The organism is Microcoleus sp. BM001215392 (assembly GCF_036700185.1).
Lineage (GTDB): Bacteria > Cyanobacteriota > Cyanobacteriia > Cyanobacteriales > Microcoleaceae > Microcoleus.
In genome coordinates, this window is sequence record NZ_JAUBOJ010000011.1 from 31,266 (window position 1) to 44,957 (window position 13,692).

The window sequence follows — 13,692 nt, forward strand, 5'->3', positions numbered from 1 at the left end:
TTGGGCCTCCTGCCGGATGACGAAGGACAAAAGCCTTCTTCCTTCGGCCTCCTGCCTTCAATATCCATGCGTTAAATCTGTTACATTCGTTAAATCTGTTGCCCAACTTCCTTCTTCCGGAGTGGTTGAATCTCATACCTAAAATCTAAAATTGTGCAGCCATGTCCCAAAAAAATGAAACCGCTCTTCTGGTATTATCGCTCCTAATTACGATCGGGCTAGTCGGTACAGGTATCTGGTGGCTGACAAGCCGCGGCGGCATCACTTCGGGAGGTTTATCACCCGAAAATCAGACAGTTTCCAAGTCCCCGACAGGAAATTCATCGCAGTCAGAGCAGCAAATTCAGCAGCGTCTGAGTGCCGGAAACAAACTGTTAATTTCAGACAAAGCAACAACAACCAAAGAATCAGCAGTACAGGCGATCGCATCTGGCAACTACAAAGCAGCTATTTCTGACTTACAAGCTTCGCTGAAAACCAATCGCAACGATCCTGAAGCACTAATTTACCTCAACAACGCCCGCACCGGCAACCAAAAATCCTACACAATTGCCGCCGCAGTTCCTATTGGTGCTGATATCAATGGTGCTCAAGAAATTCTGCGGGGCGTTGCTCAAGCTCAAAATGAAATCAACCAAAGTGGTGGGATTAGCGGTACTCCGTTAAAAGTGCTAATTGCTAACGACGACGACAAGGCAGAAATTGCCTCGCAAATTGCCAGTGCGATCGCCAATAACTCAGAAGTTTTAGGAGTAATCGGGCATTTTAGTTCTGATGCAACCCTAGCAGCCAGCAAGATTTACCAGCAAAATCAATTAGTCGCAATTTCTCCGATCAGTACGTCTGTGCAACTCTCAGGAATTGGCAGTAATATATTTAGGACAGTGCCGAGCGATCGATTTGCTGCGAGTTCTCTTGGACGCTATATGCTGACAAAAATCCAAAAGAAAAAAGCTGCTGTATTTTTTAATTCTGCTAGCAATTATAGTAAATCTTTAAAAAATGAATTCACGACTGCTCTTTACGGAGATGGGGGACAAGTAGTATCGGAATTTGACTTTGCTAAGGGCAATTTTAATGCTGCCGATAGCTTTAAAATTGCGATCGCCCAGGGAGCAGAAGTGATTATGTTAGCAGCCAATACCGCGACGCTCGACCAAGCTTTGCAAGTAGTGCAAGTAAACGCCAAACGCCTACCGTTACTCGCAGGAGATGACGTTTATACTGCTAAAACACTGCAAATCGGTGGCGCGGGAGCCACAGATATGGTGTTAGCAGTTCCTTGGCACATTCTCGCAGATCCGCAGTCAAACTTTCCGCAAACCTCGAAACAACTTTGGAATGCTGAAGTCAGTTGGCGCACAGCTTTAGCTTACGATGCGGCGATCGCCCTAATTGTCGGTTTAGGGCGCAATCCGACTCGCACAGGCATTCAACAAGCTTTATCGGCGCCGGATTTTTCGGCAACAGGAGCATCGGGGCCGATTCGATTTCTACCTTCGGGCGATCGCAATCGAGCAGTTCAATTAGTAATTGTTAAACCGGGAAATCGCACCAGTTACGGTTACGAATTTGTGCCGATATCTGGGTTATGAGCTGTTTGCCTTTTATGAACAGGCCGGAAAGCCTGTTTCACAATAAAAGAAACTGGGTTGTTTTGGTCTTAGTTCAAATAGGATTGACAACCAGAATACCTTTACCGGGGCCTTCGTAAATTTCAACTCTAGAGACTTGTCCGCTACCTGCATAAAATGTTACTCCGGCGAGCGATCGAGATGGCATTGATTGCCAAACACCATCTGGTGAAGACACCAAATTAGTTGTGAATCCATCATCCCAGGTAATTGTAATTTGGTTGAGACTCTGCTTAATTGAGCAGCCGATCATTTGTGCCTGTGGTTGATTTTGTCCGTAAAAACTACATTGAGCTTTATAATTTTTAGTAGAGCTTTTTGTCTCGGCTTGAGCAACGATACCGAAAGCAGTGACAGATGCTAGGAGCAAATTTGTCACCAAAACCGCTTTATAAAACAAAGATGAGTTGAGTTTCATAGGTTAGGAAAATTCTCTAAAATTCACTAATTTTATGTTATAAAAATATTTATACTCTGTCAATTTTGGCTGTGCAAAAATGATAGCTCGGATATCGGAATGTCGTTTTCCGAAAATTGATAGGGGTAGGGACACGGCACTGCCATGTCCTGATTTATGGTAATATTAATTCCCATGCTACCGGATTTGATCTGATATCTACTAAACTTGCGAAACTCCGATCGCCCTAACTCGCCGATTTCTCTCAAAAATAGCCCTAGGTTTCAAAGCAATTCTCAACAACAGCCACAAAGATCGCCATTCTCCGGGAGTTTCCTGCCGCTTCCACTGGCCCGGGCGACAGTAGAGCATTTCAATCAAACAGCGGTGTTGGGTCGTGTTTAGGCGATCGAACGCAATTCGTACAGTTGGAAATTCCGCAACACTGTGCCCTGCTGCATCCCCAAAACTTGACTTCAACCGAGATTTATCCCTCACCAACTCAATTTTAGCGACAGGAATCAAACATTCTTCTTCCATAATTTCCAGAGTCGCCGAGTCACAATCAATCAAACAATTGATAAAACCGGCTTCCGCCTCCAAATCCACCGCAGGCGGTGCTAGCGATTTCCTAGCTTTGACGGCCGCGCTGCGAGGTATTTCTTTGATTTTGCGCTCAGATAAACTTGTCTCAACAGCATATTTTGGCAAAATCTCTGCTGCGGTAACACTCTGATTACTTGCTTTATTTTTCGCCGCCAAACTCGGCCGCTGTGTCAGAGCAACTTCAGCGCCACTTTCGGAAATTATAGTTGTGATTCCCCAAAAACTTTCACCGCCGACATTCAACTGCACCACCCTGCGCAAATTGAACCATTCGTAAATATCCGGCTTAGGAATATCCACCAAAATTAACAGCGCAATCCCCAACATCAGCAGGTTGTAAGCGCTCCAAATCCATCCCAAACCCGTGCCTTTCAATAAGGGAGCACTTTCTGATATTACCTGCAAGCTGCCAAAAGTTTTAACTAAATGAGTGTTTAAATTTTGCCACAAACTGAAGGCTGTCACAGCGAACAAGACAATCAAAGGCCATCCCAAATTCCAGTTAAAACTAAAGCGATCGCTCGCAATTCCTTTTGGCGTCACCTTAAACCCTTTCTGAAAGGGATTCAGCATGGCACTCACCACCGTCACCGCTAAAGGAATACACTGCACGAACGAGTAAACATCCGACAGCAAAGCCGATCGCGATTTGCGGTTCAGCCAAGAAAACACTGTAACTTGCACCAAATAGTAGGGTAGGAAAAAGTACAACAGTTCCCGCGCATTTGTCCGCAAAGGAAGGACGCCCAGAAACGAATAAGCTAAAGGCATCAACAGAAACAAAACCCTGCTCAAACTGGTAAACCAGTGCAGCAATCCTTCTAAGTGAGACAGCCTTTGTACCAATCTGAGACCGCGAATTGTTAAAGGATTGGAATCAATAAAAAATGCCTGAAGCGTGCCTCGCGCCCAGCGCAATCTTTGAGTTAAATGAGCTTCGATATTTTCAGCAGCCAAACCAGCACTCAACTTTTCATCTAAATAAACTAAGCGATATCCGGTTGCTGACAGCCTAATTCCTGTAAAATAGTCTTCACAGATTGAATTGGTGACAAAGCCTCCCACTTTTTGCAGGGCGCAGCGCCTCATCACAAAAGATGTACCAGCACAAATTACGCTATCGGCACCGTCTTTGATGATTTCAATTTGCCTGTAAAATACTTCTTCTTCCGGCGCCAGCACATTTTCTAAACCTAAATTTCGGGCTATGGGGTCGTGGTTGTAAAAGCTTTGTGGTGTTTGAACGAGGGCGATTTCGGGATTTTGAAAAAAGCCAACTGTTCTCGTTAAAAAGTTGTTGGTGGGGATGAAGTCGGCATCAAAAACTACAATTAGTTCTCCATCAGTTAGGGCTGTGGCGTGATTGAGGTTGCCAGCTTTGGCATAACTATTATCGGGTCGGCTTATATACTTGCATCCCAGTTCTTTTGCTAGCAATTTGATTTCAGGACGCTTAGTCTCATCTAGCAAATATACTTTTTTGTTGGGATAATCTAAAGCTTGACAGCCGATGACTGTGCGCCGGAGAATAAAAAGAGGTTCGTTGTAAGTTGGAATTAAAATATCTACTGTTGGCGCAAATTTTCCTTCTGCAACTGCAACGGCCATGCGATCGGCTTCTCGATGCCTGTCTTTCACTCTCAGCATTAAATACAGTTGAATGCTGCTGCTCAAAACCATCAGCATTTCTAGGAAAAACAACCCCAAACTAAAGATTCCGTTGAGGGGATCGCTTAAATTGAGAGTAGCGAGCGATCGCCACAAAACGTAGCGAATGGTTAAAGCCAGAACTATGGCGACTACCACAGCGCGCGATCGCTGCTGCGGCTGAGGCGAAATTTTCATTACAGCTAAAGCAGCCGATACCAGGACAAAAGTCGGCACTAACAAATATATTTTGCTCGCAGCGGGTACTTGCAGCCACACAGGCGGGTTTTGCTGCCAAATGTCGATCGCAGCAAAAATGCCGCTGACTGTAGCTTCACCGCTAAACCAGGCTGTGGCGATCGCACCTGCGAAAGCAACCCCCCCCACCACGACTAGCGTTGCCACCGGCACGCGCGAAATCCGCCAAAAAAAGCGGCGTTTCCAGTCTAGAAGGTGACATCTTGAATTTGTCATAAAATTTGAAATTCCCGATCGTGCTTGCAACAGTCAGGGTTTCCTGCTGTCCGCTTTTTAATCCCGTTAAAAATTCCCACACACCCCAGTGACTATATTTACATTTTTTAACATTCTGACAATTTTATGATAGTTGACTTGCTGGCTCGTGGCAAACTGCTGGGCAAGTCCAGTTCAGGCCAAGTATAACCACTGAACTTGAGATTGTGTGCGATCGAATAACTATAAACCTGGTTCGCAGCATCGGAATGCAAGTCCTCAATAAAATTCTGCGGACTCGCATTCGGAACGATCAAACCTGGTTCGCAGCATCGGAATGCGAGTCCTCATAAAATTCTGCGGACTCGCATTCGGAACGATCAAACCTGCGAGTCCTCATAAAATTCTGCGGACTCGCATTCGGAACGATCAAACGTGGCGACCTATAAACCAAGTTTTTTACCTTATTTCTGATGATTTTTCCTGCTTTCTTTCCTGCTTGCTGCGAGCCTTCTTCCAGTGTTTGCAGTTATTTTCACAAAAAAATATCATGTCTACAAATCAAATAGGATTGCTATATCAAACGATAGCAATCCCTAGTGGTTAATAATTAGACGAATTTGACATCTAACTAAAGGTAGATAAATTTTATATTAGTTGAAAAAAAATTACGGCGATCGCAGCATAAAAAACCGACCGTGAAAAAATTAATCAGAAATTTCTAATTGCGAAATTGCATAACGGGCGACAGCCAAACCAACTCTAGCCTGTTCTATTTCAGACAATTCGTCCCAAGATCCGATCGTCTCCATGACCACTTCCACCCCGGACGCATCAGCCTCTCGCATGGCATAAGCTAAAGGACGCGCCAAAACCTGCAAATCTTCCTCTGGCCACTGAGGCAAAATATCTAACACGCACTCTACCATTTGGTCAGCTAAAGATTGATACTTAACAGTTGCATTTTGGACGGTTTGAGCGATGCGGGTCAAAAAATCTTGAGGAACGCGAGCAAATTTTTCGCGCAAACATTTTTGCAGGCCAATCGTCAGCCAAACTTGTTCTAATTGCCCGAATAAAACTTGTGACTTCTGGGCAATATCGCTGTCGCTGAAGGAATCACACAGGGCAAATTCCTGCTCTAAATCTGTCAAATAAGATTCTGATTCTAGGTGTCCAGGATTCCACGGATAAGCAAGATCAGCCTCAACAATTGTTGCGAGCAGTTCCATCTCGGCCAGAATTTGCGAGTCGCGAAAATATTGAGAATCAGGAGATTGGGTAGCCATGATGTAATACCTAAGTGCTTCAAGGAAAATACAGAAGGGGGGCTGTGTCAAGTGCGAGTTATCAGTGGTGAGTAACTCTTTTAACTTCAAACTTGAGACACGGGCGCCGAGAACTTTGCTGTCGGGATCGCCGATTGCCTTCATTAGCTACACCCGCACTTTAATTCGTTCCGCAATCAGTCTCACTGTAGCCCGAAGTTTGTGGAACCTCAATAGTGAACTCAAAAACCTGACCTTGAGAACTGCCAAATTTTAGCTGAGTGCCGCTGCGCAGCAGCAGTTCTTGGTGGTGCACTCTCACCCATCCCTCCGGCGCCAAAACCAAAGTCCCGTAACGAGAAAAATCGCGCAGGAAGTAGCTGGGTTCTTCTCGGCTACCGATACTGTTGCGGCAGAAAATCTCGGCGTGTTTCTGGGAAACCCACTGTTCTCTAATCACTACGTCGTTTTCTTCCCAGCGTCCGACTCGAACCATACCAGCGCTAATGGGCCAAACCTGATTCCCCGATTCGGTAGATTTGACATTGGGTCGATCGCGCCCCCGCAGGTAAGCACAAGACGGCAAACGTCCCAGCCAAGTAGAAGAATTCAAAGGCAATTCAGTTTTTAGGTCATCTACGGGTTCAGTCAGTTGACCGTCAAACTCTGGGTGCATATACAGTACGGGCAAAGTCCAAGCCGGTTGATTGAACTTGTAGAGTGTCAGTAGCTGCTGTCTGGCGACGGCGACGGCGCGATCGATCGACATTCGTCCGGCCAAAGCTTGGGCAAAAGTTTGGATAAAACTCAGGGCTTCGCGATCGGCGATCGAGTCCCGCATTCCCAATACCGCTGGTACTCCGTGATGGATCAGTACCTCCGCCAAGCTGCTGCGGGCGATCGCGTGTTGCTCGCCGTTATTTGAATGCAGCCTTTCCACGGCCGGCTGAGCTCCCCAGCAGGCATTAAACACCGCCAGAGTCACGCGGCAGCGAACTAATACCTGAGCCAGTTCAGTACCGTTAATCGCGGTGTCGGGCCCCAAGAATAGCAAACCGCCATCGGGGCCCGGTATCCCGTGGCCGGCGTAAAACAGAATATTGTAAGCTTGCGTTTCCAGGCGAGAAATTAGTTCCGCAGGAGTCGGTTCGATCAAAGGATCGACCCGAGTCGAAACGCTGATGTCGAAATATTTGCTGCTGTCGTCGGTTTGAAAAGCATTTTTGAGAACGCCAGCTAGGGCTGCTGCTTCTGCTTCCAACTGCAAATGAGGGTTGTTCCCGCTGGCAAATTCAGCATCTCTAGCGCGGCCGGGTTCTGCTTGTCCCAAAACTAGCAAAATGTTCAACGACTCCGCAGGACGCAGGGGCGGCAAAGGCTCTACATTGCTGGTGGTGCGGCTGAACAGCAGTTGCTGCGACAGAGAAATTGCCGGTTGACCGGCTTGAGGCTGCATAATTTCCCAAGGTAAAGCGATTAAGTAGGGTTCGCGCAAGTCTATGCGCACTCGCAGGGGTAGATTTTGCCCGATCGCGATTCCTTTACTTTCCTGGAGACTGCCTTGAATCGGCCCTTCAAACAGCCACTGCCAAAGATTGATGCCTAAATGCTGCATCAGGCGGCTGCTGTAGCTGGCAGGTGGGGCCGGCCACTTGGGTTCTGACCGATCGCCCGCTCCTGGTTGACCGAGTCCGAAAGGCACAGGCGGCGTCTGTAGGGGTAGGTGTAGCGACTCAGGGCTGCGTTGTTCTATTTTTGCCAGTATATTCTGGTGGTGTTCCGGCGAGACGAAATGGCCCTCGGGATTCAAGGGTAATGAGTGAATTGTCCCGGAGGGGGAAAACATTTCCTGCCAAGCTTTCCAGGATTCGGATAGGGTGTCGGGCCACATACAATCGTGGTGAACGTACCCGCTGGGATAGGGAGCTTGTAGAACCCAAGTGGCAAAATGGTTTGCCCCAGAGGTTCTCAGGCGAGCGATCGCTATACTGAGGCAAGGACTTTCAGGGCGCGCCATCTTACGACTCTGGATATTAAGGGCTAATCTAGTTTATCAGAATCGCCGTAAAACCCCATCCTCGCGCAATGGAAAAACAGCGAAGCTCCTTTTGGAATGAAGCAGGTTGAGGATATAAGGCGCGTGGATTGAAGCTTCGCTTCAATCTACAAACTCCGGGAACTTTCCACAGGTCAAGCGATTTTTACAAAATATCTAGTACAGTGTAAGAGCCTCAAGTAGGAACTTCAAAGCCGTGGAAAAAGCCTTTCGATACAGATTCTATCCAACCCAGGAACAGGAAAACTTGTTGCGTCGGACGGTGGGCTGTGTTCGACTAATCTATAACAAAGCCTTGGCGTTCCGAACCGACGCTTTCTACAACCAAAATATGCGAGTTGGGTATAACGAAACATCCTCCGAATTGACTGGTTGGAAGAAGCTGGAGGAGTTGCAATTCCTGAACGAAGTATCGTCTGTAACCATTGCAACAAGCCTTGAGACATCTGCAATCAGCGTTTACTAATTTCTTTGAAAAACGGGCATCTTACCAAACTTTCAAAAAGAAGCGTAGCGGTGGTTCTGCGATTTTTACTAAAGCTGCATTCAAGCTGAAACAAGGTCAGGTTTTCATCGCAAAATGTGATGACCCACTGGATATTCGCTGGTCACGCCAACTCCCTAAAAATGCTGAGCCATCGAGCATTTCGATTAAACTAACCCCTTCGGGGAAATGGTTTGTGTCGATTTTGTGCTATGTAAAAATCATTCCTAATCCCAAGACTGACAATCAAATCAATTTGGATATGGGGGTTTCAGCATTGGTCACGACTAGCAATGGAGATAAATTTAAAAATCCAAAATCACTCCGCAAAGCTCAAAAGAAACTGCGTCGGCTGAATAAAGCGTTAGCTAGAAAACAGAAAGGCTCTAACAATCGATACAAAGCTCGATTGAAAGTAGCCAAATTACACGAAAGAATCGTCAATATTCGCAAGGATAACCAACACAAAATCACCACTCAATTGGTAAGCGAAAACCAAGTTATAGCAATTGAAACGTTGAACGTGAAGGGTATGATGCAGAATCACAAACTAGCTCAGGCTATCTCTGATGCGGGTTGGGGTGAGATGGAACGTCAGTTAAAGTATAAAACTGACTGGTATGGACGTGACTTAGCGCCGATAGACCAATGGTTTCCTAGTTCTAAGCGGTGCCATTGTTGCGGTCACATTATGCCAAAAATGCCCTTGCAGATCCGGGAATGGGATTGCCCTAATTGTGGCGCACACCACGATCGGGATGAAAATGCAGGGAAGAATATTTTAGCCGTGGGACTCACGGTTTTAGCCTGTGGAGCGACTGTAAGACCAAAATTCTCTCAGGGTGGCGGCAAGTGCCATGAAGCAGGAAGTAACAGTAGTGATGCTGTAAAGACTCGGAAGCAACGCCAACGTTCCGGGGAATCCCCATCCTCAAAGCCAGTGGCTCGTAGAGCTAGGTCTTAGGTTGGGGAGGATGTCAACTATTCGTAGTTGATCGGGTTTGGGGCGCGATCGAGTGCGCGAGATTGCTTTTTCATTCAGTTGACAGATGACTTCGGAGGGCGACCCCTACCTGGAAGTCCGAGGATGGGAGTAATGAATAGCCTTCTTTTAATTTCTCCCTACAAGGGTGGAGGCTTTAAACCAATTCTTTATGGTAAATTTTCAATTTTACCTGCCGCCCAAAAATTTCTCTATATTCGGTACATCCACCCAAGTTCCCGTAGCATTTGACTCAGTAGTCAAATCCATCAACAACTGCGAGTAAACTCCTTCTGTCAGAGACGGTATCAAAGATTTCCCCGCATCAATTGCTTCTACCCATCTATCTACTACTCGAATAAACGGTGCAATTCTCCCGTCTGGATAAACTTGAGGAAACTCCAATTTCTGAGGAATCTTAATTTCAGCTAAAGGTTCTCCACCTTGGGAACCCCACAAACGAAATCCGTGGACGTAATCTTGCTGGTTGTCGCTTCCCAAAACCAACGTACCCTTACTGCCGTAAATTTCCACCCAATGTCCCCGCCCTTGATAAGTAACAGAACTCAAGCAAACTTGACAAGGTGTTCCCGCGGCCAATTCCAGCATCAACGTGCAAGAATCATCGGCATCAACGGGTTTTAACTTTCCCGAATCATTGGGATCGGGACGCGCCAAAATTCCTGTAATCAATTGCCCCGACAGCCTCTGCACAGGGCCGAACAGCCAGCTAATATAGTCAAAAACGTGAGAACCTGTGGCACCCAAAACTCCGCCGCCCCGCTCTTTTTGCGAATACCAATTCCAAGGGCGATTCGCATCGGCGCGGCCGGACACCAGCCAATCAATTTTAATTAAACGTTTTTCACCTACATATTCTGCTGCTAATAATTCTGCTAGCATTTGCCATGCGGGGATGAAGCGAAACTCAAAGTCCATTGTCGCGATTGCTTGGCTTTGAGTTGGGCTGTTTGCTAATCGGTAAAGTTCCCGGGCTTCATTGGCTGTTAGGGCTGTAGGTTTTTCTAATAATAAATGTTTGCCTGCTTCCAAGACGGTTTTTGCCATTTCAAAATGCAAAAATGGCGGGGTGGAAATGCTGGCGCCCGCTACTTCTGGGATCGCTACTATGTCTGCGATCGAGTTGCAAGCGTAGGGGATGTTGTGGGCGCTGGCGATCGCACGAGCTTTGTCTAAATTCTGGTGGTAAACAGCCACAACCTCTGTCCGGTGGTGTGCCTGGAATCCGGGAAGGTGGACTTTTTGACCGAAACCTGTACCGACTACTGCAACGCCTATTTTTGACATCATAATTTAATCATTGGGAATTGGGAATTGGGAATTGGGAGTTCTCCCTCTTCCATCTGGGAGAATCTTTCAGGATTTTAGAGCAAAGACTTATACAAAAGCTGGTGCAGAGTTAATCTCATGAAGGTATTGCCGATCGAACCAACTTTTTTCTAATCTTGTTAAAAAAATCGTCGTAAAAAGGAACTATTACCTATTGATTTTGCTAGACTTTTGGGGTATATTTTAAATAATGGGAGTGGTAGCTTCAAATAAAATTTTGTCACCACTCCCATTATTAAATTGTACTTCCTAGGAGTTCAGAAGTCAAGCTTTTGACCCTAAAAAAAGGGCGATTTTTTTTAATTTTTTAAAATTAAAAATTTACGATCTGGACTAATTCTTCGTTAGCTTCTAATTTCTAGTTTATGCCTGCGAGAGTGTCCATTCAATGACTTGTTTGCCCAAACTAACGCCGTCAAACAAGTCAATTTCTCTGATCCCTGTAGGGCTGGTGACATTAACTTCTGTGAGGTAGCCGCCGATGATATCAATACCGACAAAGTACAGTCCGTCTCGTTGCAGAACTGGTGCTAGCTGGGTGCAAATTTGATGTTCGCGATCGGTAATTTGTGTTTTTGCGACTCGGCCGCCGACGGCCATGTTGCCGCGAAATTCGTTGCCGGTGGGAATGCGGTTGATTGCACCGATGGGCTTGCCGTTCAAGAGAATTATCCGTTTATCTCCGTCTTTGGCTTCAGGGAGATAAGTCTGAACCATCACGGGGATTTGCCCCTGTTGAGTGCTAATTTCCACCAGGGAGTTGAGATTGCGATCGCCGGCTTCCAAAAACAAAATTCCCTCGCCAGCTTTGCCGCCCAAAGGTTTAAGCACGGCTGCTACTTTTTTCTCCACAAATTGCCGAATTACCTGTTTGTTTTGAGAAACAATTGTCTCGGGGATCGCTCCCTCAAATTGCAAAGCATACATTTTTTCATTGGCCGCCCGCAATCCTTTGGGACTGTTAACTACCAAAGTTTTCGCCGGATCGATGCCGTCGAGAAGGTAAGTTGCGTAGAGGTAAGGAACGTTGACTGGGGGGTCTGTTCGCATGAATACTGCGTCCATTGCTTCGAGAGGTTGCAAAGTGGGCTGTTCCACCTCGTACCAGGTTTCAGTGGCTTTCCACCGCCCATCTACCTGTGTGACTGGGGTGAGTGTTACCTGACTGAGCATTGCCCAGGTTTTGCCGCCGATGACGCTTAATTCGTTGGCTTGAGTCGCCCAGACTTCGTGACCCAATTCTTGAGCTGCCTCCATCAGCGCTACGCTGGTATCGTGTCCTGGAATTAGTCGCGCGAGGGGATCGATGATGAATGCAAATTTCATGGTCAGTTAAAATTAAGATTTGGTCGCAGGAAAATTTGGGCAAACTCAAAATTAAAGGGGGAATGCCTGATGATCTATTGGGCAGCTAGCAGCGGATCGAGCATATCTCGAGCATCGAGTGCATGAATTTCGTCACAGCCGCCGATGTGTTGGTCGTTAATGAATATCTGGGGCAGGGTTCGGCCTCCGTTGGCTCGATCGGTCATTCGATCGCGTGCTGCTGCGTCTCCATCGATCGCGTACTCTGTAAATTGAACTTTTTTTCGCTTCAGCAGTGCTTTGGCACGAATGCAAAACGGGCAGGTTCTCCAAGTGTAAATTTCTACTTTAGGGTTCATCTGACAATCAAAATAATCACAATATTTTTTATTTTAACTAATGGTGGGTACGTGCGGCAGTAAGTCCCGCGCTCTACCTATACCCAGGTGAGCGTCGGGATACACGGACATCCCGCACTCCTACGACGGGGTTCGATATCCCTGAGTTGAGCATTTAAGTAATGCCGCAAGTCTACTTAAATATGCTATCATAAGCGGATGTTTACGATGAATTACCAGTACCGCGTTTACCCATCACAGTCGCAAGAACTCCGCATGAGGTCTTGGCTTGAGATTTGTCGTGGCGTTTATAACTACGCTTTGGGTGAGCGCAAAGACTGGATCAAGTCTCGGAAGTGCGACATCAATTCTTGCTCTTTAGTGTGTGAGTACATTATTGGTGCTGAGGTTTCTTATCCTGATTACTACAAGCAGCAAAATGCGCTGACAGCAATCAAAGCTAAGTTGCCCCATCTCAAAGATGTTCAGTCTCAGGTAATTCAAGAACCATTGAGGCGGGTTGATGGTGCTTTTGTGGCAATGAAAGCGCGGGGGTATGGATTCCCTCGGTTCAAGAAGTTTGGTCAATACCGTTCGTTCTTGTTCCCTCAATTCAAAGACAGTCCGGTCAATGGGAGCAAAATCAAGCTTCCCAAGATTGGGGAGATGCCCATTGTTTTGCATCGTCAAATTCCAGACGGATTTGAGGTCAAAACGGTTCGGGTTATTCGTAAACATTCCGGTTGGTATGTCACCATGAGTCTTCAGTGCGATGTCACCGTTCCTGATGTGCCACCTCATGGCAATGCAATCGGGATTGATGTGGGGCTGAGTTATTTTCTGTCTACCAGTGATGGCGAACAAGTCGCTAGGCCGCGTTTCTTTGACAAACTGCATCGCAAGCTGGAATTGCTGCAACGCTGTTTGAAGCGGAAACAGAAACGGTCTAACACTCGATCTAAGCTGATTCAGAAAATAGGCAAGGTTCACGAACAAATTGCTGAGAGTCGATTGGATTGGCAGTTCAAGCTTGCTCATCATCTTTGCAACCGTGCGGGTATGATTTTTGTCGAAGATTTGGATTTCCGAATCATGGCAAAAGGCATATTGGGGAAACATAGCTTGTAAAAGTATAGTCATCTATTACATGACATGGGAGGCATGAAGTCCCT

General features: G+C 46.5%; 11 protein-coding genes. 4 read left to right on the forward strand and 7 right to left on the reverse strand.

Translation table 11 applies throughout. From position 1 onward, the window contains the following. The first annotated feature begins 161 nt into the window (after nucleotides 1-161). A complete protein-coding gene (locus QT974_RS02625; RefSeq protein ID WP_333466975.1) occupies nucleotides 162-1,595 on the forward strand; it encodes an ABC transporter substrate-binding protein in 1,434 nt (477 codons plus the stop codon). Nucleotides 1,596-1,668: 73 nt separating this feature from the next. Here the strand turns inward: QT974_RS02625 and QT974_RS02630 are convergent, their stop codons facing one another. The 4 genes from QT974_RS02630 to QT974_RS02645 form a co-directional block, all read right to left on the reverse strand. Next, the gene (locus QT974_RS02630; RefSeq protein WP_333466976.1) at nucleotides 1,669-2,052 is read right to left on the reverse strand and encodes a hypothetical protein; all 384 of its coding nucleotides are present in this window, start codon (nucleotides 2,050-2,052) and stop codon (nucleotides 1,669-1,671) included. Between the two features lie 201 nt (nucleotides 2,053-2,253). Next, nucleotides 2,254-4,758: a glycosyltransferase family 2 protein gene (locus tag QT974_RS02635; protein WP_333466977.1), complete on the reverse strand. Its 2,505-nt coding sequence runs from the start codon at nucleotides 4,756-4,758 to the stop codon at nucleotides 2,254-2,256. Nucleotides 4,759-5,444: 686 nt separating this feature from the next. Beyond that, nucleotides 5,445-6,026, reverse strand: coding sequence for a hypothetical protein (locus QT974_RS02640; RefSeq protein WP_333466978.1), 582 nt, complete (start codon nucleotides 6,024-6,026; stop codon nucleotides 5,445-5,447). Between the two features lie 160 nt (nucleotides 6,027-6,186). Next, nucleotides 6,187-8,022 carry a CHAT domain-containing protein gene (locus QT974_RS02645; RefSeq protein WP_333466979.1) on the reverse strand — a complete coding sequence of 612 codons (1,836 nt, stop codon included), beginning with the start codon at nucleotides 8,020-8,022 and terminating at the stop codon, nucleotides 6,187-6,189. Between the two features lie 235 nt (nucleotides 8,023-8,257). Between QT974_RS02645 and QT974_RS02650 the strand changes: the two genes are divergently transcribed. Together QT974_RS02650 and QT974_RS02655 are read left to right on the forward strand one after the other, a co-directional pair. After that, entirely contained in the window at nucleotides 8,258-8,527 is a 270-nt protein-coding gene (locus QT974_RS02650; RefSeq protein WP_333466980.1) for a helix-turn-helix domain-containing protein, read from the forward strand. Next, nucleotides 8,487-9,509: an RNA-guided endonuclease InsQ/TnpB family protein gene (locus QT974_RS02655; RefSeq protein WP_333466981.1), complete on the forward strand. Its 1,023-nt coding sequence runs from the start codon at nucleotides 8,487-8,489 to the stop codon at nucleotides 9,507-9,509. The genes QT974_RS02650 and QT974_RS02655 overlap by 41 nt, the downstream gene beginning before the upstream one ends. Nucleotides 9,510-9,716: 207 nt before the next feature. Here the strand turns inward: QT974_RS02655 and QT974_RS02660 are convergent, their stop codons facing one another. The 3 genes from QT974_RS02660 to grxC form a co-directional block, all read right to left on the reverse strand. Beyond that, nucleotides 9,717-10,838 carry a Gfo/Idh/MocA family protein gene (locus QT974_RS02660; protein ID WP_333466982.1) on the reverse strand — a complete coding sequence of 374 codons (1,122 nt, stop codon included), beginning with the start codon at nucleotides 10,836-10,838 and terminating at the stop codon, nucleotides 9,717-9,719. Between the two features lie 402 nt (nucleotides 10,839-11,240). Next, nucleotides 11,241-12,203, reverse strand: coding sequence for a glutathione synthase (gshB, locus tag QT974_RS02665; RefSeq protein ID WP_333466983.1), 963 nt, complete (start codon nucleotides 12,201-12,203; stop codon nucleotides 11,241-11,243). A gap of 74 nt (nucleotides 12,204-12,277) precedes the next feature. Next, complete coding sequence (grxC, locus tag QT974_RS02670; protein WP_333466984.1) at nucleotides 12,278-12,541, reverse strand: glutaredoxin 3; 264 nt, start codon at nucleotides 12,539-12,541, stop codon at nucleotides 12,278-12,280. 207 nt (nucleotides 12,542-12,748) lie between these two features. Between grxC and QT974_RS02675 the strand changes: the two genes are divergently transcribed. Continuing rightward, a complete protein-coding gene (locus QT974_RS02675; protein WP_333466985.1) occupies nucleotides 12,749-13,648 on the forward strand; it encodes an RNA-guided endonuclease InsQ/TnpB family protein in 900 nt (299 codons plus the stop codon). Nucleotides 13,649-13,692: the final 44 nt, after the last annotated feature.

Coding starts and splice junctions, on each gene's coding strand:
- QT974_RS02625 (WP_333466975.1), top strand. CDS start 162: ATGTCCCAAAAAAATGAAACCGCTCTTCTGGTATTATCGCTCCTAATT.
- QT974_RS02630 (WP_333466976.1), bottom strand. CDS start 2,052: ATGAAACTCAACTCATCTTTGTTTTATAAAGCGGTTTTGGTGACAAAT.
- QT974_RS02635 (WP_333466977.1), bottom strand. CDS start 4,758: ATGACAAATTCAAGATGTCACCTTCTAGACTGGAAACGCCGCTTTTTT.
- QT974_RS02640 (WP_333466978.1), bottom strand. CDS start 6,026: ATGGCTACCCAATCTCCTGATTCTCAATATTTTCGCGACTCGCAAATT.
- QT974_RS02645 (WP_333466979.1), bottom strand. CDS start 8,022: ATGGCGCGCCCTGAAAGTCCTTGCCTCAGTATAGCGATCGCTCGCCTG.
- QT974_RS02660 (WP_333466982.1), bottom strand. CDS start 10,838: ATGATGTCAAAAATAGGCGTTGCAGTAGTCGGTACAGGTTTCGGTCAA.
- gshB (WP_333466983.1), bottom strand. CDS start 12,203: ATGAAATTTGCATTCATCATCGATCCCCTCGCGCGACTAATTCCAGGA.
- grxC (WP_333466984.1), bottom strand. CDS start 12,541: ATGAACCCTAAAGTAGAAATTTACACTTGGAGAACCTGCCCGTTTTGC.
- QT974_RS02675 (WP_333466985.1), top strand. CDS start 12,749: ATGAATTACCAGTACCGCGTTTACCCATCACAGTCGCAAGAACTCCGC.